The 24,100-nt window shown below is 41.5% G+C and carries 21 protein-coding genes and 1 pseudogene; 2 read left to right on the top strand and 20 right to left on the bottom strand.

Annotated features, from left to right (window positions below; genetic code table 11):
• Nucleotides 1–41: 41 nt before the first annotated feature.
• Entirely contained in the window at nucleotides 42–1,859 is a 1,818-nt protein-coding gene (locus FQT28_RS01160; protein WP_143989156.1) for an acyltransferase family protein, read from the bottom strand.
• Nucleotides 1,860–1,992: 133 nt separating this feature from the next.
• Nucleotides 1,993–3,135, bottom strand: coding sequence for a tRNA guanosine(34) transglycosylase Tgt (gene tgt / locus FQT28_RS01155; protein ID WP_125450605.1), 1,143 nt, complete (start codon nucleotides 3,133–3,135; stop codon nucleotides 1,993–1,995).
• Nucleotides 3,136–3,598: 463 nt separating this feature from the next.
• On the opposite strand from tgt, the gene FQT28_RS09905 reads away from it, so the two are divergent.
• Both FQT28_RS09905 and FQT28_RS10190 read left to right on the top strand, forming a co-directional pair.
• Entirely contained in the window at nucleotides 3,599–3,745 is a 147-nt protein-coding gene (locus FQT28_RS09905) for a hypothetical protein (RefSeq protein WP_007519127.1), read from the top strand.
• 135 nt (nucleotides 3,746–3,880) lie between these two features.
• Nucleotides 3,881–4,042, top strand: a pseudogene (locus FQT28_RS10190) (DUF3553 domain-containing protein); the annotation flags it as partial.
• A gap of 700 nt (nucleotides 4,043–4,742) precedes the next feature.
• Here the strand turns inward: FQT28_RS10190 and FQT28_RS01140 are convergent.
• The 18 genes from FQT28_RS01140 to FQT28_RS01060 all read right to left on the bottom strand — a co-directional run bounded on the left by FQT28_RS01140 (nucleotide 4,743) and on the right by FQT28_RS01060 (nucleotide 24,043).
• Nucleotides 4,743–5,747, bottom strand: a complete 1,005-nt coding sequence (locus tag FQT28_RS01140) for a GH25 family lysozyme (RefSeq protein WP_143989154.1) — start codon at nucleotides 5,745–5,747, stop codon at nucleotides 4,743–4,745.
• Between the two features lie 9 nt (nucleotides 5,748–5,756).
• Nucleotides 5,757–6,035, bottom strand: a complete 279-nt coding sequence (locus tag FQT28_RS01135) for a phage holin (protein WP_015997072.1) — start codon at nucleotides 6,033–6,035, stop codon at nucleotides 5,757–5,759.
• Between the two features lie 3 nt (nucleotides 6,036–6,038).
• A complete protein-coding gene (locus FQT28_RS01130; RefSeq protein WP_143989153.1) occupies nucleotides 6,039–6,455 on the bottom strand; it encodes a phage holin family protein in 417 nt (138 codons plus the stop codon).
• A gap of 9 nt (nucleotides 6,456–6,464) precedes the next feature.
• Nucleotides 6,465–7,070, bottom strand: coding sequence for a DUF1366 domain-containing protein (locus FQT28_RS01125; RefSeq protein ID WP_143989152.1), 606 nt, complete (start codon nucleotides 7,068–7,070; stop codon nucleotides 6,465–6,467).
• An 18-nt stretch (nucleotides 7,071–7,088) separates the two neighbouring features.
• Nucleotides 7,089–9,137 (bottom strand): DUF859 family phage minor structural protein, encoded by a 2,049-nt coding sequence (locus tag FQT28_RS01120; RefSeq protein ID WP_143989151.1) that lies wholly within the window; start codon nucleotides 9,135–9,137, stop codon nucleotides 7,089–7,091.
• Between the two features lie 11 nt (nucleotides 9,138–9,148).
• Nucleotides 9,149–12,499: a phage tail protein gene (locus FQT28_RS01115; RefSeq protein ID WP_143989150.1), complete on the bottom strand. Its 3,351-nt coding sequence runs from the start codon at nucleotides 12,497–12,499 to the stop codon at nucleotides 9,149–9,151.
• Nucleotides 12,499–14,001 (bottom strand): distal tail protein Dit, encoded by a 1,503-nt coding sequence (locus FQT28_RS01110; RefSeq protein WP_143989149.1) that lies wholly within the window; start codon nucleotides 13,999–14,001, stop codon nucleotides 12,499–12,501. Before FQT28_RS01110 ends, FQT28_RS01115 begins: the two co-directional genes overlap by 1 nt.
• Nucleotides 13,998–18,266: a phage tail tape measure protein gene (locus FQT28_RS01105; protein WP_143989148.1), complete on the bottom strand. Its 4,269-nt coding sequence runs from the start codon at nucleotides 18,264–18,266 to the stop codon at nucleotides 13,998–14,000. The genes FQT28_RS01110 and FQT28_RS01105 overlap by 4 nt, the downstream gene beginning before the upstream one ends.
• A gap of 199 nt (nucleotides 18,267–18,465) precedes the next feature.
• Entirely contained in the window at nucleotides 18,466–18,759 is a 294-nt protein-coding gene (gene gpG / locus FQT28_RS01100) for a phage tail assembly chaperone G (protein WP_033585798.1), read from the bottom strand.
• A 49-nt stretch (nucleotides 18,760–18,808) separates the two neighbouring features.
• Entirely contained in the window at nucleotides 18,809–19,393 is a 585-nt protein-coding gene (locus tag FQT28_RS01095; RefSeq protein WP_143989147.1) for a major tail protein, read from the bottom strand.
• A 22-nt stretch (nucleotides 19,394–19,415) separates the two neighbouring features.
• Nucleotides 19,416–19,796, bottom strand: coding sequence for a hypothetical protein (locus FQT28_RS01090; protein ID WP_143989146.1), 381 nt, complete (start codon nucleotides 19,794–19,796; stop codon nucleotides 19,416–19,418).
• Complete coding sequence (locus FQT28_RS01085) at nucleotides 19,797–20,198, bottom strand: hypothetical protein (protein ID WP_143989145.1); 402 nt, start codon at nucleotides 20,196–20,198, stop codon at nucleotides 19,797–19,799.
• Complete coding sequence (locus FQT28_RS01080; protein ID WP_143989144.1) at nucleotides 20,191–20,574, bottom strand: phage head-tail adapter protein; 384 nt, start codon at nucleotides 20,572–20,574, stop codon at nucleotides 20,191–20,193. Before FQT28_RS01080 ends, FQT28_RS01085 begins: the two co-directional genes overlap by 8 nt.
• Nucleotides 20,567–20,743, bottom strand: coding sequence for a hypothetical protein (locus FQT28_RS09900; RefSeq protein ID WP_185952340.1), 177 nt, complete (start codon nucleotides 20,741–20,743; stop codon nucleotides 20,567–20,569). Before FQT28_RS09900 ends, FQT28_RS01080 begins: the two co-directional genes overlap by 8 nt.
• Nucleotides 20,736–21,026: a phage gp6-like head-tail connector protein gene (locus FQT28_RS01075; protein WP_143989143.1), complete on the bottom strand. Its 291-nt coding sequence runs from the start codon at nucleotides 21,024–21,026 to the stop codon at nucleotides 20,736–20,738. The genes FQT28_RS09900 and FQT28_RS01075 overlap by 8 nt, the downstream gene beginning before the upstream one ends.
• 11 nt (nucleotides 21,027–21,037) lie before the next feature.
• A complete protein-coding gene (locus FQT28_RS01070) occupies nucleotides 21,038–22,171 on the bottom strand; it encodes a phage major capsid protein (RefSeq protein ID WP_143989142.1) in 1,134 nt (377 codons plus the stop codon).
• Between the two features lie 17 nt (nucleotides 22,172–22,188).
• The gene (locus FQT28_RS01065) at nucleotides 22,189–22,908 is read right to left on the bottom strand and encodes a head maturation protease, ClpP-related (protein WP_143989141.1); all 720 of its coding nucleotides are present in this window, start codon (nucleotides 22,906–22,908) and stop codon (nucleotides 22,189–22,191) included.
• Nucleotides 22,889–24,043 carry a phage portal protein gene (locus tag FQT28_RS01060; protein WP_143989140.1) on the bottom strand — a complete coding sequence of 385 codons (1,155 nt, stop codon included), beginning with the start codon at nucleotides 24,041–24,043 and terminating at the stop codon, nucleotides 22,889–22,891. Before FQT28_RS01060 ends, FQT28_RS01065 begins: the two co-directional genes overlap by 20 nt.
• Nucleotides 24,044–24,100: the final 57 nt, after the last annotated feature.

Below are 24,100 nucleotides of genomic sequence, written 5' to 3'. Positions count from 1 at the left end.
GAGATATTTTAAAAGAGCTGGATTTCTCCAACTCTTTAATCTTATTTTGATTTTACAGGTAGTTCTTGAGCAGCCTTAACAGCAGCAGCAATCGTCTCTGCGTAAAGTTTAGCACCTTCTTCAATCATGTTGCTATCATTTCCAAAGTGAACTTGGTCGGTTCCAGCCCAGATTTCAGGGTGCTCCTTAGCAACCTTATTCCAGTCAGCGATGCTCACGTAAGGAGTCTTTTCTGCTAATTCCCGCGCATAAGTCGCATACTGCTCAACTGATTTGTAAGTCTCCTTGCTCTTGTCACCTTCATAAGGAGTTACAAGAATCAGATGGTGGCCTTTGGGAAGATTTTTAACGATCGTATCTAAGTCATCTTTATAATTCTCTGGTCCGTTTACACCCGTTGCAATGACAACTGTTTTTAGAAGTACCTTGTTCTGGCTGTTATTGAGCATGATGTCATTGGCTTGCTTGGTCGTTCGACTAACTTGGGCATTGATATTTGCTTCAGGAAGCGCCTCTTGCAAGGCTGTATTAGCACGCAAGGCTACCGAATCTCCAATCAGACTCGTTCCCTCAGAAATTCCTAGGCGACTGACTTCAGCTTGTTCAGCCAGAGTCTTTGTTTGTCCTATATTGGTCTGAGCTTGCTTGAAACCATTGATCATCAAGTCTGTCTCAAAAGCTCCAACCTGAGGAGCTGCAGCTATGATAATCAAGGTAAGTAAGGAAAGGACGCCCACAACACTAGCACTAATGGGTTTGATATGAGGTAATCGACTAATCTTCCGTATTAAAGGATTGGATTTACCGGCAATCAATGGCTCAATAATATAGAAGGATAGGATAGCAAAGAAATAAGAAAAGATGATTGTCAGAATAACAGCAGGCAGATTACTCATCAGCTGAGAAAAGATAATATAAAAAGGCCAGTGGAAGAGATAAACCGCGTAGCTGGTATCCGCTAAAAATGTAATGATCCGAGGTTCTTGTATCTCAGGCGTTTTCTCATGCAAGACACGCGCAGCAAAAATCATGATCACGGCCGCTAAACTTGCCAGTACGAAACCAAATAAATAAGCGAATAAGTAAGTAAACTTGACAAAGAAAGTCAGGAGCAACAATACCAAGAGACCTGCAGCGAACACCAGTAGATTCTGACGAAGATCCCACGTCCGATCAAACTGCTTGACTAAATCGCTCGTCTGACGAACACCCACAACCGTCGCCAAAATGCTTCCTAAAAAGAAGGGATAGACATGGGTTAGACTTGAAAAGTAGACAGATGAATAGGAACTAGCCATTAGACTGCCAATAAACATGGAGAAAAAGCTAATGATGAAAGCTCCCGCAGAAAGGAGAAAGACCATCCCTCTCAATTGACTACTAGATTTTGAACGTTTCGATAAAAACCAAACCGCTAAGCCCCAAAGGATATAGTAGTGAACCTCAACAGCTAGACTCCAGTTATGAACAAAGAGATGCGGAATGAACTGGGATTCATAACTTCCCCCTGTTAACATTTCGTAGAAGTTGGTCATAAAACCGAGAACTCCAGCAATCTGGCCGCCAATTCCAGCAACATAGTCTTGACGAACTAGGAGGGTAAAGGGCATGGTCACCAGAACCATCAGCACCACAGGTGGCACGATGCGGTAAAACCGTCTCTTAAAAAAGCCCAGTAAATCAATCTGGCTTTTCTTTCCAAACTCTTCTAAAAGGAGGGAGGTAATCAAGAATCCCGAAAATGTGAAAAAGACATCTACCCCGAAAAATCCTCCAGGAAAGATCGTTTGAAAGAAGTGGTAAAAAAGCACCAAAAGTAAACCTGTAATCCTAATCAAGGAAAACCATTTAATACGCATACGAGTCTATTCTCCATTAAATTAGGAAGCAAAACACCACCTAATTTCCATTCCATTATACTCCCTATTCTATCAAAAAAATAGGAAAAATCCTAAGAGAAAACTTAGGATTTTGGCATTCTATTTTTACACTTTAAAAATTGCGTCCTGACTTTTTGTAGCCATATTTTTCTACAAAATACTCACGGAATTCCAAGAGATTGTCATCCATGATGGCTTGGCGGACCTGCTTCATCAGGTTGAGTAAGAAGTAAAGATTATGGTAGCTAGTCAAGCGGATACCAAAGGTTTCGTCAGCCTTTAGCAGGTGACGAAGGTAGGCGCGTGTGTAGTTCTTACATGTGTAGCAATCACACTCAGGATCCAGTGGCGTAAAATCTTCAGCGAATTGGGCATTCTTGACAACCAAACGACCTTGGCTGGTCATACAAGTTCCGTTACGAGCGATACGAGTCGGCAAGACACAGTCAAACATATCCACACCACGAATGACCCCATCGATCAAGCTGTCTGGCGCTCCGACACCCATCAAATAGCGAGGTTTGTTTTCAGGAAGAAGTTGAGTTGTGAAGTCCAAGACTGCATTCATTTCTTCGTGCGTTTCTCCCACTGCCAAACCACCAATAGAGTAGCCAGGGAAGTCCATGCTCACAAGGTCATGAGCTGACTGACGGCGAAGGTCTTCAAATCCTGCTCCCTGAACAATTCCAAACAAACCTTGGTCATGTGGGCGACGGTGAGCCTTCAAACCACGCTCAGCCCAACGGCTAGTACGCTCGATTGATTTCTTAACGTAGTCATAAGGTTGGTAAAACTGAGGACATTCATCAAAAGACATCATGATGTCTGAGCCCAGATTATTCTGAATAGATATGGCTTTCTCTGGCGATAGGAACATCTTGGAACCATTGAGATGGTTTTTAAAGGTTACTCCTTCTTCGGTGATATTTCGGCTATCTGCTAGGGAATAAACCTGGAAGCCACCACTATCTGTCAAAATTGGTTGATCCCAGTTCATAAATTTGTGGAGACCACCTGCGCGTGCGATGAGTTCATCTCCAGGACGAAGCCATAGATGATAGGTATTAGAGAGGATAATTCCTGATCCCATCTCCTTCAACTCTTCTGGTGACTGGGTTTTTACAGTAGCTTGGGTCCCAACTGGCATAAACATAGGCGTTGGAAAAGTACCATGCGGGGTGATGATTTCTCCCAGACGAGCTCCTGTGTGTTTCTCTTTCTTAATCAAACGATATTTGATTGGTGAATCTGACATTTTCTACCTCCGAAGCTGGGAAAGACAGTCCCAGTTCATACTTTGTGCCCAAAGGCATACTGTATGATTTTATCAAAAAAACTAGTAACTGTCACGAACTATGGTATAAGTGACAAATGTTTGCCAATACTTTCTGTTGCTTTTCAATAGTTGAGTTTTTGCTTATTTTTATTTAAAATAATTTCCGTTGATTTTCTTCATTTTTTTAAATCGTATTCATCTTCGTATTCATTTTCATACTAACCTTTGCCCGTATAGTTGAGAAGGCTGCAATTTAGTTTTAATAGTTTACAAAAGAATCAGTGAGTAATGTCACTGTTTTTTTCTTTGTCTTAAAAGGAGTACTACTTTCAAGAAGACACCTATTTTTTTGAAAAAAAGTAAAAAAACTTTATCAAAACGCTTGACTTTCTCGGTGCACCGTGATATAATATAATCAAGATAAGGAAAGGAGGTGAGGAAAATGGACAAAGATGATTGGCTCAGATTGGTTGAAAAACTAATTGATAACGGGCCAGCTTACATCACAGCTCTAACTGGTGCATATGCTACATATCACATTTGGAGCAAAGAAAAAAAGCGAAAACCTAGACCTCGCAAGTTTAAGTAATCGCCTTGGGAATAGGGGAGCTACCACTCCCCTCACTCCCTATTATACCACAAAATAGGAACAATACCATGGAAATTTTAATCATAAATATACTGATCGTTTTATTGAGTTATTTTTATTTAAGAGGGCAAAAAGATGAGAAAACAAATAGAAAAAGTATTAAAAAGCAAAAAGAGCACAAGCGCAATCGCTAAAGGGGCAGATTTGCCCTGGACGACAGTCTCAGACCTTAGAAGTGGAAAAACAAATTTGGACAAAATGTCTTTATTGACAGCAGAAAAATTACAAAAATATGCAGAGGAGTTAGAAATGGAAAACGCAAAACAACTACTTGAAGAAATTAAAAATAGCGATGTATCGTATGCTATTGTAAATGAAGATGGAGCAGTTTATTGTAATCTTGGCACAAGTAATATCATGGATATTTATGGTCTTGATGGCGAAGATGGCCATTTCTACGGTGTTTACGGTGACGCAGTTGGCGGGCAGCTTGATAGTCGCAACGTCCCTGATGACGTTATTTTGAAAGCTATTAAACTAATGCTAGGGCTTGGCGAACCTGTAAAACGTTCAGAATTGTCTATGGGATCAGATTTCAAACAGACATTTGTAGATGGATATTTTGAGGCAGTCGAATTGATAAAACAGTCTGGTCTTCTTCAGCCTCAGGAAGAAAATGAGAAAGTCAAAGAATGGATTGAGTCTCACAAGGATATTGTAGGTTCAACAGTTAAACACCCATCGTTTGGAACTGGTAAAGTAGTTAAAATTGAAGACAATGCAATTACTATTAATTTTGAAGATACTGGAAGCAAATCTTTAGCTCTTGAAGCTGTTGTTAGCAATAACTTACTAGAATTCTAAAATAATTTATAAGGGTAAAGCAGTGGTTTCGGTCACTGCTTTTATTATTGCAAACAAAAAAACCGCAAGCTAGTGCCTGCGGTTACAATTCGAACAATATTTTAGAAATTTTCCTTTCTTTATTTTAAAAATATTATTTAGTGGTAACAATTAGTCCATCAGGTAATACATCAAGCGCTGGTTTATCTGAACGACCGCCATCTTCGTTGACGTAGTACCAGCCACCTTCAACTTTAACAAGTTCCTTTGAAGACATTTCGCCGTTCTCTTCTTTGAGATGGTATAGTTTGTCCTTGTATTGAACCCAACCAGTGACCATTGCTCCTGAAGCATCAAGATAGTACCATTTCCCCTTCACAAACACCCAACCAACGGCCATGGCGCCATTTTCTTTGAGATAATACCACTTACCATCATCCTTCAACCAGCGAGAAGCTATTGAATACCCTCTCTCGTTGAAGTAGTACCAGGTACCATCGATCTTTTCCCATTCTTCTTTTGGATAGGATCCGTCAGGGTATTCATACCACCATCCGGTATCATTCTTTTTCCATTTGGGTTTAGCTTCTTCGTCATCTAGTAAAACAATGTTCTTGTCGTACGGATTTGAAGAGTATTGCCACCATCGAATCCCATCTAAGCTTGGAAAATACTCAAAATCAGCTGTACCATCATTCAAACCATAGCCGGCAATCCAAAGGCTGTTTGGGAATTTCGCAAGAATCTGCTCATAATAGATATTATTGAGCGTGAATGGCTTGTAGCTGTAATAAATTGGCTCGTAGCCATTTTCTTTGAGGATTTCCATAAAGCGAATACAAGCATCTGTATTTGCTTGTTTATCTCCGCTAGCGTGATCTTCGTAATCAAGACACAAGTATTTTACTTTTTGAGGTACATTATCAAGGAAGTAGCGTGCCTCTCGTTCGGCTTCTTCGATGTCGCCACCAAACCAAGCAAAGTGATAGAAACCAACAGGATTGGATTGCTCCACTTGAGCGGACAAGCAAGGGTTTAGATAATTTGTACTTTCAGAAATTTTGATAATAGTGTTCTGTGTACCCATGTCAGCCAAAATACCTGTAATATCGTATCCATTGTGGCTAGATACGTCGATGAATAAGTCGTTTTTCTTCATTGTTTTCTCCTAATCTTCGCTTGGTTCTTGATAGTCAAGAGCACGTTTGCTATCAGAGATTCCTGCAGTTGTTGGGTCTGGAATGATATTTAGGATATTTACAATCGTCAACCCCACAAGATAAGGGTTCGCAAAGAATTTGCCAAGCAAGTCTAAAATGACTCCCCAACTGACCAAATCCTCCAGTTTAAGATTGAAATAGGCGAGAATTGGCAAAGCTAGTGCGAATGCCACTCGCAATAAAAATGTTTTGTTTTTTAAGTTAAAACGTACTTTCCAGTTAATCATGTGTTATTCTCCTTTGTTTTTATCTTCATCTTTCTCAAGCAAGCGCTGAAACGCTTTTAAAATTGGCTGAAAAAGAGTAACATTTCCTTTTAATTTGCGGTAATTTTCAATGAGTGATTGAAAAGTAAATGCGATGTATCCGAGATAAATCGAGTACAAAAATGCGAAGCCTGTCTTTTCAGGCAGTAGAACGGACATCGGGATAAGGATCATCAACAAGAGAACTCCTAAAATCTTACGAAGGAGTCCGTTGATGCCGATTTTACTCTTGTACTCAATGTCGGGGTTGACAATCGCAGCAATTGTCCCTGTTACAAAATCAATGATTTCCATTGAGACAATCAAAGCTAGAGCGTACAAGACCAGTCCGTCCTCAGTCTGGACGACACTTCTTAAAAAATTGAAAAATTCGATTTGCATACATCCTCCTTAATCAATGCGTGGCATGACCACAGTAAGCACGCCTTGTTGTAGCATATCAGATAGTGACTGTTCTTTCCAAGTGTAGCCCTCTGTGGCCTGCATTTGAAACTTAAATATGGTCTTAGTTCCACTCGGCCACTTTGGATTTGTATCAAACGGATAAGGCATTGCGATGATATCGCCGTTTCCATATCGTGTACTTTTAATAAGTGGCTTGATGAACCCAGCTACTTTATTGTAAGCATAAGTAGGCATACCGCCGCTTTGAGATACTGCCAAAGCAATCAAGACCTCAGTGATAGCTGAAACCGTGTCAAGGTTTTCCTTGTTCTCTACTGTTGCTTGCTCTACCTTAGTTGCCATTTCTTTATTTTGCTTGAGCTGCGCCTCTACCTGGTTGAATTTCTCCTTTTCGGCACGCTGTGGGAAATTTTCCTGATAAAGAGCCTCAAGGGCAAGCTCGAAAAGCTCTGTATTTGACAAACCGATTTTGTCAGCTGGTAACAAGATAGGTACAATAGCACCGCTTGAATTGACAAGTGTGACCTTAGTAGCTGATACTGCACCGCTTCCATCATATTCTAGGGACTTTGTCCCATATTCTAATTTCATATATTTTCCTTTCGTTTATTAAGGGTAAGGGTCATTTGTAATGTAGGTTACTGTACCCGTCCAATACTTATTTCCCTGTGCTTTACTTGTCAAACGAATTTTCCCATCTGTTGCAAGGTGTAAGATAGCCGTTCCAGTTACTGTTGAGTCAGACAATCCTTGTAAGATAAAGTTAACCTCTTGAGTTGGTCTGAACCCTACTGGAATCGTTTCTTTGACTTCTCGATAATCTGAAACTGTGTTGATATTCGTGATTTTTCTTTCTGTCGAAATTGTAACCACGTTGCCATTTCTTGTAGCAATGCCGTTTACATACCATCCTAACTCAATTTTTCTTGTGGCTAGTTTTTTTGAGCTGACATAATCAGCATTGTTAGTCGACTCTGACTGTTGAGCAACATAGCGCCATGGTCTCCAATTATTATCAAACCCATTCTCCCTAACAGCCATATATCCTACAGACGTTGTGAAACGTTGAATGCACTCGTTTGTGTTTGGATTTGGCCTAAATACCTCTAACATCCCCCACGCTCCACCAAACGGATTGTTTGGAGAGGAGCCATCCATCCACCGTACTCCAGTCTCTTTAACAGAATTAAAGTCCTGTTTAAGTTGTTTTCCAAAACCTTTGTTATCCGTCAGTTGATACTGCTGAATGGGCTTGTTGTCTGCATAGATGTCACCCTTAACATCCAAAGCGCCTTGCTCACGGATTTTGTTGACCCCAACACCTGACCTGTCATAAGACAAGACTACACTCTCTGTGGCCACGTTGACCATGAACTCAGCATAGGTGAACCTGTCTTCTAATTTTCCAATAACAACCCAAGATTGATTAGCTAGATAATTGCCTGCAAGATTAGCCTGAGAATTGATTAGGCTTGAGATACTAGTCCATGATCCAGTAGCTGGTCCTGTGTCTACTTGAAAATTAGTAGTCCCAAGCCTTGCTACCTTAAAAGTCAAGGTCATAGTGTTTTTCTGACTCCCTGAGACAGTCAGAGGGGCGATTTTGGCATTTCTTGTAGCTGTTAGAGTGCTAGAGGTTGAGCCCGTTCTAGCTATGCTAAAACTCAATGCTGGAGCAAAATACTCAAGCACGGTCACAGACACCTCTCTAGTGTCTGACCATCTCCCACGGCTATCAGACACGCTCGCTCTGATTTTGATTGTGCCGTGATAGTTCATAATGCCAAGGCTCCCACCGTTTGAGCTTGTGGATTGGTTCTTGCCAATAATCTCAGCATAGTATCCAGTGATGGATGAGCCGTAAGAACCGACTGCGCCATTAAACGCTACTTTGATGTTAGAGATTACTTGGATGAACGTGTTTCCGCTTGGGATGAGATTTTGAGCAGCACCATTCAAGTCTGACAATGAGACCCCTGTAAAAGTGGGCTTGACATTTGCTGGTACGCTTGCCGTGAATGTAGTGGACTGTGTTCCTGTCTTTGTGTTCCCTGAGTAGGTATCGACAAAGATAGTCCCCGTTCCACTCGCTGAGTTTGGGATGTCGTTGGCAAAATCAAGAGGGATCGTCCAGCTAGTAGATGTGTCTACATTCGTTGCAATCGTTCCTGACTTGCCTGCCCATGAATATCGCACTGTATGCTTGAAACTTGAACTTTGGCGGTTAATGTTGATAGTGACCGCACTGCCAATGACCCCAGCGCTCACGCTTACTGAGCTTGAACGTGGGATAGCAGTCAGACTGAGATTTCCTGAAACTGTGATAGTTCCATGTAAACCATTGTTAGGGTTGAAAGTACATGAAAAAGGCAGTGTCTTCCGACCATCTGAGTTATGTGAGATTGTGCTTGAACCACTAGCGAGAGTGACCTCGCCATCCCAGACTTCCCAAACTGGATTGCTAGAGTGCACATTTTGGCCGTCTAAAGTTAGAGACAACGTGCTGTCTCCCTGTTTATTGAGCGTGTGATAGTACGTATAACGACTAACTGTCAACTGCCAGTTGATGGTTGAAGTGTTAGCTGAAACGTCTGTTGAAGCTTCATCAATATACACATTCAAATATAAGCTGTTACTTGAATTACTAAATCTTGGCATTTCGCTCCTTTCTATCCTACATAACGAATGACATTCATGTCAGGATTGATATGATACTGCTCTTCTCTAAATCGTCCTATTTGGATAGTCTTAGAGAAAATACCGTTTTCAATGTGGATGACCCCTTGACTGATATACATAACCTCTACACCAGCGCTAAACATTGAAATTCGTCCATTAGGGTTGAACATCATGCTAGAGCTACCGTCATTCTTACCAATTACAAGGCCCTCATTACTAGAGCTCATGTAAGTATCAATGAAATTCCAGCGGTCAGATAATTCTCCAAGATCCTTAGCAATATTAGAGACACGCTGACTAGCTGAAATCAAATCTTTCTCAGCTTGAACTCTAGCCGTTTCATTAGATTTAACAAAATCCTGATAAGCTTTAATCCAGTTATCAAGCGTGTCAGCGCTAGCCTTGGCCTCAAGCTCAGCCTGGATAATTCCAGCTTTCTCATTGAGAGCGTTCAGTTGCTCCTGAGTCAATGCTTGATCAGCTTTAGAGTTGATAGTCTCTTGCACGTCTTCGTCTGATAATCTAAAATCAGTCATTACATTGCCAATTTCAAGCTGAACATCTGTAACATACAGATTGACAATTTTGTCATATCCAACATAGAGCATGACTCTGATTTCATCAAAAGGTATATCGTGCTTTGCTGAAAGAGAAAAACGTTGGTATTTGTCGCTGATTTGGGAAACAGGTATATCAAGCCACGATTGTCTGGCAGTAACTCCATCTTTTATAAAATGGATTCCAATATGAGCCTCTTGAGGCGCTCCATCTTTCGCAAACAAAGCCGAAACAGTGACTGGAGCGTCTGCTGGTTGAGGCAATGAAACCTTTTGATATATCCCTTTCCAGCGAGGAATAACAGTGTTATTCTCGCTAAACATATGTAAGCCTGACTTACCTTTATTAGATGCAGAGTGAGTGAAATTATACGCTAGTCCATTTACAGACATTTTGCCCCATTTATTCTCCCCAGAGAGAAACGAGGCGTTTCTGATATAGTTTTTTCCACCTACCTGGACATTATCAAAGAGAGCTGTCCACTTGTACAGTTCAGGATTTTGACTATCTGCCTCAGTGAAATCCGTTAGCGTCCCTAAATAGCGCTTATTTGAGCTATCAGTTGTACTGAAACCATCACGACCGTCAGCGGAGTTAGCCCAGGCTCGGTGAAAGTATGGAGTACGTCCATCTGCTCCAGGCTTACCTGGAATACCTTGAGGGCCGTCCTTACCGTTTAAGCCATCTGAACCTCTCCACCTCGTCCAGCGATAGTCAGCAGGATTGACACTGTCAGTTGAGTTGAAATCAACATAGACCCCTATATAGACCTTGTCAGCGTTAGTCTGGCTAAATCCACTACCTGAGATAGTATCAGCGTAGGCAATGTGAGTGTACTGTGTACGGCCGTCAGCTCCTTTAGTTCCAGGGATACCTTGATTACCCTTAGCACCTTGCAAGCCTTGGAGTCCTTGTAGCCCACGTTCCCCACGGTCTCCCTTTTCTCCTTTCTCTCCTCGGTCACCTTTGGGACCAGGATCTCCTTTCGGGCCTGTATCCCCTTTTTGGCCTTGCAAGCCATCAGATGTATTGATAAGAGTCAACTGCTCAGAGACTACCTCCTTGTTATCAATCCAAGCCGAAACCGTCAAAACCAGCTTTTGGTTGATGTCAGAGGCTCGAACAATGTAACTAGAGCTTGTAGCTTTGATTTCGCCATCTACAACCCAACGCCAGCCGCTGTTGATGACCTTATTCCCTCTCATGAGGGTAGGAGTCACAATCGTCTGCCCTTGGCCATTTTTAAAGACTACACCGTTATCAGTAGCAAGTTTGATAGTGTAAGGCTTGGATGCTTCGAAAAGTCGCTCAAAGGCAGCCTGAATGCCATCTGATAGCTTACTCTCTAGAGCCTTAAAATTCGCAAAAGTAGTTTTGTTACTTGCCGGATTTGTAAAACTGATTTTCTGTTCGGTAACTCGTGCTTTTACTATTAAAGCTGGACTAAATCCATCATCATAAATCTGGACCGTGTCCCCGATTTCTACGTCCACAAAGCCATCTACTTCATAGGTTATAGCAGGGTAGCAATGCTGCTTTAATTTCAGGTAAGCAAGCCGTCTCAATTCATTTGGTTCGTCTGTATCAAAGTCGAAGTCTCGTCTTGTCCACTGGTCCTCAGCTGTTGCTGAAGTAAAAGTCGAGGGATAGAGTTGCATGGATAAAGGGGCGTACAGTTGTTGCCCTCTTTGGTAAAACTCTAATTCGCCCCTCTCGTTCTTGATAGACCAATCTCCCAAGTTTTCAATAGTCAGAACCTCTTTTTCAGGCTCGGTTTCTTTTTCTTTTTTCTTAGGAGGTTTGATGATTCGCTTCTCAGTATTAGATGGTCCGCCTTTCTTACTGGTCGTCACAGTCTGTTCGATAGAACCATCTGAGCGAGTTGTTGTGGTCGTTGTAATGCGTGTTTTATCAGCCAGCTTTGTGACTTTCGTGTGGACAATAGTCTTACTCTTTGTCCCATCGGATGCTGTGCGAATAATCGTTTCGGTTGTCGAACCATCCGCATTTTTCACTCTCTGACTAGATAGATGACGTTCTCCACTTTCTTCGACTTCCACTGTCGGCATTTTCCCAGTTGGCCGGATTGTATTGAAAACACCCGTCTTATCCACTTTTCGGGTGATAGAGCTAATATTTTTACCATATTTTAAAACCACATCATTCCTGATACGACCAACTCCTTGGTGTGTATCGTCGTGTTCGTGATATATATTTACAGTAAAGTTCTTAAGCGTGCTATCTGCTTTTAATTGTGTGTCAAATTCAATCTCAGCATTGAATTGTTTCGCAAGATTAAGCAAGCGAGCAAGTTTTGTTTCTTGTGTCGTCCACTCAATGATGCGTTGCTGGTCTGAAATCTCGTTAATTCCAATAGTGAGATGAGCATAGTTCAATAAAGCCATCTCTTTGCAATATTCTGCAAAAGTCATGGCTCTCGTTGCTTTGTAAGGATTTACTAACTCATTGATTAATTCAAGATTGAGATTCTCACAATAGCATTTGATTGTCTGCTCATTTTCCTCCACTGACATCACATTAAAAAGGTAGGTACGTCCATTGTGTCGGAATGACACCCAACCACGTTCGTTTAGATGCTGGTAGGCCTTTGATGAAGCTGTATCTGATTGAATTGCTTTCTTAAAGACTGTAAACTCGAAAGTTGAAGCTCCTGTTGGCATGTCTCTTGACCATGTATCGTTATAATAATTAAGCGTGTTCTGCTTACTATTATCAACAAAAGCAACCTTTTGCAAGGTTGCATCGTGAATCGTTAAAAGCATTATAGCCACCTTTCTTCAAATTCAATTGTTACTGTCGGTTGTTTTTTAATGAAGCTAGAAAAGTACAGCTCTAATTTCGATTTACCAGAAGGAATGGACAACCATTGTGACCCATCGACAATCTCGTTAGCTTTTGCAATCCCATCGATATAGACCGTGTCATCTTCGCTATTGATTAGAACATTCGATCCGATTGGAAAACGATTGGGGATGTCATTCGTTGTTGGGACAAAATCTTTGCGGTAGTACAATTCATCAAGATACATGTGAGAGACGATTGGATTATCTCTGTACGCTCCAATTGTAATGTGAATTTTTGCAGACTTTTTACCCTCAATCTCTGGAATGATAAAAGTAGAGTATGATCCTTGATAAAAAACTTGTACCTTGCTATCATTCCGTTTTAAATCTGACCACCCTTTTGCTACACTAAAAGGATTGATATCTCCAGTTGTAGTTCCATCAAAATTCCATCGCTTTAGAATCCTATATCCACCTTGACCGTCGCTGGCTAAAAAATTAAACTCACATTCAGAACCTAGCGACCGTTTAAAGGTCTCAACACCATACAAAAATTGGTCTGCTTCATCTGATATTGTCACCTTGATGAATCCATATTGATTATTAGCTTTGGACCAAAAAACTTGTCTCCACCAAAAATAATCATTCAGGGACCCAGTGCTGCCTGTGCTATCATTGGGAATTGTCCAGGTCAAACTTGTAGCGTAGTTGTGTAATTTAGTTTCACCTCGTAAATCTTTCAATCTAACGTGTGGACGTTCCCAAAGATTAATCATTTCAGCTGTTCCTACAATGTACTCTGTCCGGTCATTTGTGATGGCTTGGTTCTTTGCTGCGTTAGCCAGTCCATTTGTAATTTTTTCACCTCTAAAATCAAGTAAGATTTCTGATTTTTGCGATGGTTCGGTATCGGCCTCTTCACGGTTCCCGATTTCTAAGGTTCCATTTTGATTAACTAGACCGATATAGCCATTCTCAGCATTATGTTTGATTTTAACGATTGGAAATGCACTCTCTGTGCCATTGTTTGTAAGATCAAACACCATTTTCCCTGCTTCGCTAGTTGCGTTTTTATCGCTATCAAATCGCTTATAGGCTGAACTATGAGCCACGCCATCAGGAATGATGAACTTAATAGAGCCGTTTGAACGTCTCCCACTTGCCTCCTGCATAGAGATATCATCAATTACCATGGCCAGATAATACTTGTCCGGCTCATCTGAAAAGGTCAACTCTTTAGGACTATCAACATTAAAAATACCCGCAAGCTTGTGCTTGAGGGTATTTCTGTCTTTGGACCAGATAGAGAAGTCCACCTTGATATATTTTGCATCAATCGTTTGTTGCTGGATATTCACGCCAATTCTTGGGGCATGATCGATAGAGATAGAGCGATTGTTCCCGACATCACGTTGGATGTCATGAATTTCAATAAGCTCTCGTAAATCTGTTTTATTAAAACGCATAGTCACTTCGCTCATTCGATCACCCCTTTCATTCTTAGTAGCATTTTCTCACGCTCTTTCTGAGTTTTAGTAACGATATCCGTAACTTTTGAGCTGTCCAGATAAGCATTTGTGTCCTTGTTAAGGATAGCAGTAAGCAATTTTTCTAAACTTGACCTCAGAATCCTCATCTCAGACACGACTTTATCAGTATCTTGCCCATTTTGAACACTTGTAGTTTGAATAGTGATATTACGTTGAGCTTGTTCCATTTCACGAAGAAATTTCGCATCACTCGGGATCCCGATACCAGAAGCATATTTAGGAACACCCATCTCACGCATCAAACGTCTAGTTTTATCAGCTCGCAAGACTTTAGAACCTCTCGGAAGAGGAAGCAAGACGTCTCTGCCTTGAGGAATGAAACTCCGACCATTTGGCAGAGTGACCATTTCCTTATAGTTGCTATTTCTTTGGTCATTGACGATAGCAAGCCCACCAGGGTGATAGTTGGTCCCGTGAGCGTGCTTGCTCGCAAAGATATTCGTAAAGAAATTACCAGTAACGCTGTCAATCCAGCTCTTAATACCTGAAAGAACACCAGAAGCATTGTCTCGAGCGTTGATAGTGACCGTTTTGTCTTGGATACCATTGACGCCACTTTTGACCTCGCTGACAGTGTCATTGGTGCCATTCTTGGCAAGGATGTTCACTGGATCATATTGCTTGATAGCATTGATAGCACCGCTCGTCTCGTTTCGTACACCGCCTGTTTGATCAGCAGCAAACAAATTGATAGGAGCTTCTTGTTTGGGTGAGTTAACACTCAAAATCGCACTTCCAACAGCTGCACTCGTATTATCTACCGCATCCAAAGATTTCGTCTCAGCAGATGCAAAATTCCAAGCCGTAATCTTATCGATAGATAACTGGCCATTGTTCAAAACATTCGTAGGATCAGCTTTCAAATCTTTTGTAAACGGTGTGGTCGCATTCCAGGTTGTCAGAGTATCAGTTGACCGAGCGACTGCTTTTCGGACACTTTCATCATTGGCCAGCAACTCCTTCTGTTTTGGTTTCAGAGCTTCATAGTTAGACAGAGCCTTTGAGGCTTCCTCCGCCTTGTTCATGATGTCTGTATTCTTCATGAGAAGTTCTTTGACTTCCGCTGGCATGCTGTTCCATGTTTTAAGATGAGTTTCACTATCAAAGATAGCTTGTAGCCCAGCTTGGTTCTTGACAATCACTTGTTTCTCTTCGAGAGTCATGTCTTTCCATTTACCAGATTCGACAAGAGCCTCAGCAATAGTCACACGAGCATTTGAGTTGATATCCGCAGTTTTAGCTATAAACTGCAATTGTTCCCAACCTTCAGCAGATTTGGCAGCCTCTCCGATGACTTCCTTAACATTAGATTTAACTTGGAAATTTCCATTCTTATCAATGTTACCGACCAACAACGACCAGGCATCGTTAGCCTCTTTCACTTCCTTGCTCATCTCATTGGTGTAATTGGCAAGGATGCTGTGTGAATTACCTACCTTTTGAGAAGCTTCAGCAGCTTTCTTTCCTATTTCTTCATAGGATAGGCCGTACTCCTCCAGAACTTTCTTGGCTTCTTCCCAATAGTTCCAACTTTGCCCAGTTCGAGCTTTCACCTTTGCATCGAGATTTTGCATGACCTGGTAATACTTACTTCCCAGAGCTTCCATCGTTTGAGTGTGGTTTGCTTCTAGAGTTTGCAATTTCTTGTTGTAAGTTTCTTGATCGATAGCCTTTCCGTCTAACAACTCTTTCAGCTCACTTTTTGAGTTCTCGTAGAGTTTCTTTTCCTCATCAAGCGCTTGTTTCAAAACATCTTTAGTATGCTTCAATTGTGTTTCATTCAGACTTCTGACATCACCATTCAAAGCTTGTAAAGCAGCCTTCTGCTGATCAGCTGACAGATTCATCATAGAGAGTTTTGCCTTAATCATCTCATTCTGATTATTCAGGATGATTTCTTTCTCTTCTTGAGAGAATTTGCTCGCATCTCCGTTATGACGTTGATAAATCTCATTAATTTGATTCATCATAGCCTCAGTGTTAGAGACGACCTGACCATTTCTTTCCTTAGCTTTGGCAATATCGTCCTCACTAAGGCCCCACTTAGCGCCCAACTCTTCCATTCGTTTGTTGGTCTTGTCCGCAGCAGTAGCGATTTCTTCATAGAGCTTTTTAAAGGCTCCAGAAACCTTGTCGGCATCTCCAGCATGAGTACCGAAGTTTGCAACAGCCGTACTGGTTTCATCAACCGTTTTTTGAAAACTTCGCAATTCTCCACGAGCAGTATCACTCAACTGAGAGCCAAACTCTTCAGTCTTGATGCGAGCCTTGTCTTTCTCGTTTCCAAGATAGACAAGTGCGGCGGTAGTAAGGCCGAGACCTCCGACTATTAAACCTAGAGGATTCGCAAGCGTCCCCATTGATGTTGTTAGAAGCCCTGTTGAAGTTGATGCTGATGCGGTCGCATTCCCAAGCGCAACTGCTCCACCAGATGCCAATTTAAAGGCAGATGATAGATTCCCGGTTGTTCTAAATGCTTGGAAAGTCTTTAGCATTAGAGACATGCCACCGACCGCTTTGCCAGTTCCCTTAGTAAGCCAACCGAGTGCTTTTGTAAGGTTTCCGATAATTCCAAAACCTTTCCCTAGGATGCTTAAAGCTGGACCAGCTCCTACAGTTAATGCACCCCACTTAAGAACGTTTCTTTGTTGCTCTTCAGACATGGAGCTGAACTGTTTAGCCATTTTGGTCAAGGTGTCAATCCAAGGTTTTGCAGCCGTTAGACCTTCACGGAGAGCCTTCAGAAGAGGCCCACCAAATTCAATAGCCAAGTCAGTTACCTGGTTCTTGAACATCTTCAATTGTGATTCTGTAGTCTCATATCGTTTATTGGCTTCATTGGTCAGAGCAGTATTCTCTTTCCAGGCTTTGTTTGAACGATCCACAGCATCCCCCATTTTATCAGATGCCAGAGCCAAGGATTTCAACATGTTACTTTGTCGAATACCCGTCATCCCAAGTTGTGCCAAGATAGCGTTCATATTCACGCCTTTTTCTTGTGCATCCTTGAGCCCTCTGATAAATGATTGCAAAGCAACGACCGGTTTCTCTTTCCAAGCCTGTTGGAATTCCTCTGAGGTCATTCCAGCAGTTTTGGCGATGAGGTTCAAGTCATCTGCTGCTCCCTTACCTGTCAATGAAACAGCATTACCAATAGCCGTCAAAGTTTGAGTCATAGCGGTACCACCAGCCTCAGCCTCAATACCAACCGAACTCATCGCAGTAGCAAGACCAAGGATATCTGGAGCGGTTAAACCAGCCAGCTTACCACCAGCCGCCAAACGGTTGGTCATCTCAACGATGTCACGCTCAGTTGTTGCAAAGTTGTTACCTAAGTCAACAACAGATGCTCCAAACCTTCCATATTCGTCCGATGTTAGACCAAGAATATTCGCAATCTTGGCAATGGCTGTCGCAGCTTCTTCTGCGCTCAAGTTTGTAGATTCTCCCATGTCAATCATAGTTCGAGAGAAGGTAAGGATATCCTCTGCTTTGATACCTAACTGACCAGCAACTTCTGCGACATTTGCGATTTCCACCGCACTAGCTGGCAATTCTTTAGCCATCTGACGAATGCCGTCAGATAAGTTCTTGTAGGATACGGTTGCAGTCTCGTCTACTGTCTTCTTCACACCTGCAAAAGCAGATTCATAGTCAACAGCTGCTTTCGTGACCATACCAACACTAGCAACCAAAGGAAGAGTCAAACCAGTAGTTAGTTTTCCTCCTAGGCTTGAAACACTATCACCAAAATTCTTGATTTTATCGCCACTTTTGATAAGTCCGTCACCAAATTTATTGATACGATTCGCAAAACTATTCTCCTTGCCTACCGCTATCAAAGCTTGTTGCACGTTACGAAGTTGACCTTCCATAGCTGCCAACTTAGCATTCTCACGTTCAATCTCAGCAGCAGCCTTGTCGAATTTAGCCGTACCAGGTTCAAGAGTATCAAAGCTTTTCTTCATCTGGTCCAAAACACTTTTTTGCGCTTCAATCGCTTGACCAAGTGTCTTGTACTTAGCTTGAAGCAAGTCTGTGTTTTTCCCATTGTTTTTAAGGGAGCTGTCTAGCGCCTTTACATTGCTTTGAAAGTATTTCACCGCATTTTTAGCGCCATTTAGAGTAGGATTGAACTTCGACACGTCCAGCCCTAGCTCGATATACATTTGACCTAACGGCGTTCCACCTGCCATTCACATCCTCCTTTTTAAATCGTTTCTAGAAAGTCAGCAAGATCCATGACTTCTTCAGCTTTAGCAGATTCAGTTTCACCAAGAACGCCCATCAGGTCCTCCCAGCTCGTATCCATGACATCACGGATACTCATGCCATAAGGTCCTTCAGTAGCTTGTTTGACAAAACCATAAAACCGTTTCAGTGCTTCACTTGGCTTTATTTTTTCTCCTTTGGGTCAACATCACCCACCAAATGAGAGTAAATGTCTGCAAATACCGCAAAAATATCCGCCATATCTGTGTATTTCAAAAGTTCTTCCACTTCCAAATCTTCAAATAATGAGGCAATGAATTCCAATTGCTTGTCTAGCTTTTCAACTTCGGACAAGTCAGAAGATAGTGCTTCATTGAGAATCAGGTAGTCACGATAGTCCTTAGTAGTAATTTCCTTACTTGTCTTTTGAACATCTTGACCTTTCTCATTTTTAATTAAAAATTTAACCTTAGCCATATACTTTCCTTTCTAGAAAAAAGATAAAAAGAGAGCTTGCGCCCTCTTCCTACCCTGCAGCAACCATTTTAAGTTGACCTTTGAGTTTCTTGATTTTTTCTTCGTCGTTACCAATGTACTTGCCATAGTAATTGCCTTTGATTTCTTCATCATCACTTGCAATGGCTGAGAAGCTCAAGTTATCGTCTGGAAGCTCCTCTTGCTTCTCTTTCTGAGTTTCAAATTCTTCAGCATCCATTGAGAAGCGACCCTTGAAGAAACCGACTTGCGCTTTCGTGCCGTTTGCTGTTTTAGATTCAAGCATAACTGAACAAAGTGGAGCAGCGCTATCTTCACCAATATAAACGATTTCGTCCTTAACTACATGTCCAAGGATTTTGGCAAGGACCATATGAGGAATGTCAACAGCTGTCATTTCCATCTTCACATCACCTACACCGCGATTTGATGTGTAATAAGCAACATCGCTTCCGTAAGTTTTAACAGGATCGCTTGAAAGTCCTGTAATCTTAGCGGTACGAGTCGCACCCTCACCAGTTTTACCTTCTACCACAAAAAGGTTTTTCCCAAGTGTTGGAGTAGCTTCTCCATCCAACACACGAATTGTCATGCGTTTAAAACCAACTAATGCCATTTATAGCACCTCTTTCTTTATTTTAGTATTCTTCGTATAGACCACTCTGACCTTTGTAAGTCCGAGCATCTACATAGCGTTTAATTTCTGGAATCCATTCATCCAAACCACCACTGGTTTGATAAAATCCCTGGTCTTCCATAATCTTTTCAATTTTTCTTTGGAGTTCTTTGCATTCCATATAGTCAACAGACTCTACATTGACCTGATAGAGGAATGTCTTAGCCAGACTCGTATTACTGCCATGAACTGCCTGCATCGGCGGACCAACTGGTCTGATAACGATACTTGGCTCATTATTTGGTAGCGAGTCAGGACGTTTGAAAGATTTGATACTGATTCCAGCTAAAGACGCATCTTTTTTCAAAGCCTCATAGAGTTCATCAAACTTATCTTTAACCATCTAAAATCCCTCCTTCTTCAAATGACTAGCGATTCTGTATTTGTATGTTTTAGCATGAGCTTCTGAAAACCGTCTGATGACACCGAATCCCCTTGGATGTGGATTCTTACCATATCCAAACTCATTCAAGTGCACCAAACGCCAGCGAGAACCCTCACCAAAACCGATTTTCACAATAGGAACACCACTAGCAAGACCCGTCACACGTCCAGCAGTAGCGCTTTCGATGGTTTCTCCAGTATCTTTGTAGACCTGCAGAGCACCTTTGAACTCTTCTAGAGTCTCGTTTGCGACTGCCTTCAAGGATCGACTCGTAGCACGTTTGACCTTGTTATTACCAAGATGTACCTCAATGTTTCTCAAAACATCGTCGAAACCTCTCAATTCTGCTCCACTAGACATCTTGACCACCACCAATAACGACTATCAAAAAATCTCGATTATCAAAATCAGGACGAACATCGATAATTTGCCATTTCTTGCCACCTAGACGAATATCGCCAACTTCGACAAAATGCTCATTCTTAGGCTGATAATCAGATAAAGGATCTCGAATTTTCAAAGTCATCTTAGCTTGCATAGACTTACCAGTTGCAATCTCAATGTCTTTGAAGCTAGGAGAGTAAACTTGGCCCATCGTAAAAAAAGCCTTCTCATGAGACACATCACGACCATGAAGCCCCTCCTCGAATTTAGAAGTATAGAAAGTCAAGGGGGTCCTCAGGTCTCCGTTTTGAGCCTCTGGCTTTTTGTAACGATAGCTAGGACGGTTATACATAGTATGGTGATGTTTCAGTTACTTCTGTAGTTTTATCTTCCCATTCAACAAACTCAGGTAAAGCTGTATTGATTTCGTCAAAACGTTCCTTAGTTTCTTCGAATGTATCGCCCTCTTTGCGAACCATTCCAGCTTTTAAGTCATAAAATTCTTTTAAAACCTTAATCATGTTTTTCCTCCGGTTTGTAATTTTCTAGTGACAATGCCATTAAATCACCTTGAAAGTTTTGATAGAAAAACTCTACCTGGTCATTATAGGCATATCGAGCACGTTCTAAGATCAGCTCTCTCACTCGTGGATTGGCAGAGTCATTACTACCGACCAGACTGAGGATGGTTGACTCAGAACTTTCCAACATAAGGGAGAGGTTATTATCCTCTCCACTGTGAAAAATCCTCATCCGCTCCTTAAATGCTCTAAGGAGTGGATGAAGTTCTTTTGTCTCCTCCATAGGGCAACACCTTAGTCTTTACCAAGTTTTAGGGTCCAAACCGCAGCGGTTTTTTCATCATGTGGTTTCCCATATGCAAATTGTTTGCCAGTGTAAAGATTGAGATCGTCAAAAGCAAGAGTTTGGTCAAAAGTATCAAATTCAATTCCACCACCAATAACTGCATCGTAACGGCCTTTCACAAAAGTAGTGATTTTACCTGCTTCTTGAGCAATTGATGGGGTTACAATTGGATTGAATGGAAGATTTGTTACAAATACACCAAGTCCATTCAGATTGGTGAATTGAGTTGTAAAGTCAAGTTCATCGCTCGTATTTACAACGATAACCATGTTTCCACGAGTTACTACAGGTTTCCCGTTTGCTTTAGTGGAATGGTATTTGTAAATTTCTTTGAATTCATTGATTGTGATGTTAGCTTTTTCTTCGGTCGTTTTTCCTTTTGCTCCAAGAGTTACATCACCAGATGATGTCTTAGCATTGTATGTTGTTTTCCCTGCTGCAACCGTTCCTGTCAAAGTACGGGACAAACCGATTGGTTTTTCATCTCCATCCCCATTCAAAAAGGCTGCTTCAAGAGCAACAGCGAAAGCTTCTGTAAGCTGAGCAGATACGAAAGAATGAAGCCAACCAGGTCCGAACTTTTCTGTGTCTTTTGGAAGGACAACAAAGGCAGTCAATTTGTTCTGAATAGCTTCTTCTTCACCGAATCCAGCAGTCAATTGACCCTTGATTTCATCGTTGATTTTCCCCCAAACTGCTACACCTGTTGTAGTAGAACTAAGGAACTTCAAACGAGGGCCACCGTTACGCAGTCCAATATGTTTAAGCAATGGATGTTCTTGTACCATATCTTCAAAGATGCGATCAACTGTTTCTTGCGGGAAGAACTTTTCAATTTTTCCTGGAGCTTTTTTGTCCAAATTGTTGAAAAATTCACGTTCACGAAGAGACAGCTTTTCATCAAATGGACTTGCTGCAACAAGGCCATCTACTTCCTCACGAGCTGATTTCTTTGCTTCATCCAGAATGGCGTTAAGCATCTTCTCATAAAGTTCTCCTTGCTTTTCAGCGGGTTCATTGTTTGTAACAGCATCTAGAAAGTTCTGACGAGCTGTTTTGAATTCATCTGATAATTTCATCATGTTTAAATTTTCCTTTCTTAAAATGCAAAACGACTGAAACCGCTAGGCTCAGTCGCTTTCTTATTTTTAGTTTTTTCTTTTTCTGGCTCGTGCTCTGCCAGTTTTTGAGCAACTAACTCAGCAATCTTGTCCACATCAGGAGTCATAGTAGCCTGCATTCGCTCGATAAAATCTTGCGGAATCATTGGCGTTTCACTCGCTACTAAGAGTGGCGCAACCTCTTGCGCAAACATCACCTTATCCGCAAAACCATTCTCAACAGCTGCTTCCGCGTCAAACCAAGTAGTCTGATTCATCAGTTCCAACAAGTCAGGCAAAGCTTTTCCTGTCTTGTGGACATAAGCACTCGCAATAGACTTGTTAAAACCTTTCAACACAGCTGCCTCATGCTCTAAAGCGTTATGATCTCCATAAACGCCAGATGATACATTATGAATCATGATTTGAGCAGTTGGGCTGATTTCAACAGAATCACCAGCCATAGCAATCACGCTCGCTGCGCTTGCTGCAATACCTACGATTTTGACAGTTACTCGACCAGAGTAAGCGCGTAAAGCCGTGTAGATTTCGCTACCAGCGTAGACATCTCCACCACCAGAATTAATATGAATTTCTACATCTTCTCCAGTTTCCGGCAATACAATGTCTTTTGGTGCAGTAGCTTCCCTCTCAAATAACTCGTAGATCCACTTACTGTTATTTGAGATAATTGTTCCTTTAATTGGAATTACCTTCATCTTCTTTTTTACCTCCTTTCTCTATTTCCTTGCCAATCTGATAATTTTTAGTTATGACTGGTTTATCGCCCCAAGGAACCGCCTCAAGTCCTAGCTCCGCTCGAACTTCATTGATCAGCATTGCTCCAGAGGAAATTAACTTATCAATGTTTTCAGCCAAAGCAAACTTATCCCTCTGACCTTCCCCGATAATGACAAAGAAACGTTCCCCAGCGTAAGCATCAGGACCAACCATGGCATGATTTAGCCCGTCAGATACCTTCTTCACTAGAGATTTATAGCAGTAACTAGTAAACATTTTCTGACTGTTTTCTAGATTAGCCATATCCCCATGCATCAATGCAGTTGGAATCCCCAATATATCAGCAACCTCATCATCAAATTGCCTTCGAAGTTTTTTCAACTCATCAACAGACAGATTCGAAGTCCCAACCGTGTTTGTCAATTCGTTGTAGTCCAGCCCGTTTTGAGCTGGAACAATAGCCACTGATTTTTTAGTGAATGATTTGAATAGACCATCAGCATATTCTTGCATCTGCTTAAGTCTTTCCTCGTTAAAGGTACCATTTGTCTTAGTGTTAAGAATACCCCGAATCTGATTATTACGACCCAAGGCCTCGACCAAGCGACTATGTAGCTTTTCATAGTCCGCAAATAAGTCGCTCATGTATTCTTGCAGTCGATTATTGTTGTACTGCAAAAAAATCACATCACTCATAGCAAACTTTCGCTGAAACGTATAGTCTCGCACAGATACCATTTCAAAAGTATCATCATAGACTGCATATCGTTTTCGAGTGAAGCTATCAGCGACTAATAGTTGATCATCATCTGACAAGATGATAAGTACTTCATTTTTCGTCAATAGACGATAAATCACCTTTTGCCAAAATTCTGAAGCAGACTCATTGCGATTCGGACGGACATTTAAAAGATAATCCCAATTAGAGCGTTCGTGCTTGTTTTTGACCATGTAGCGAAACTCAGACTTTGCAAAGATACGAGCTACAAATTCAGCTGATTTATCTACAGCTAAACTTTTGAGATAAAGACTCCCAAAAATTCGCTCTAAATCATCAAAATCAAAACCAGTAATTACTTCCTTCCGAGCTTTGAAAATATCAAGCCACCCCATGTTGCAACCTCCTTTCTTTTATTTTCTGCCGACCACCCACCCAAAATTTATGCTTAG

Origin of the sequence: Streptococcus oralis, assembly GCF_901543815.1 — a bacterium.
Lineage (GTDB): Bacteria > Bacillota > Bacilli > Lactobacillales > Streptococcaceae > Streptococcus > Streptococcus oralis_CM.
The sequence above is the reverse complement of the archived record's forward strand: the minus strand, read 5'-3'. Positions and strand labels throughout refer to the sequence as shown.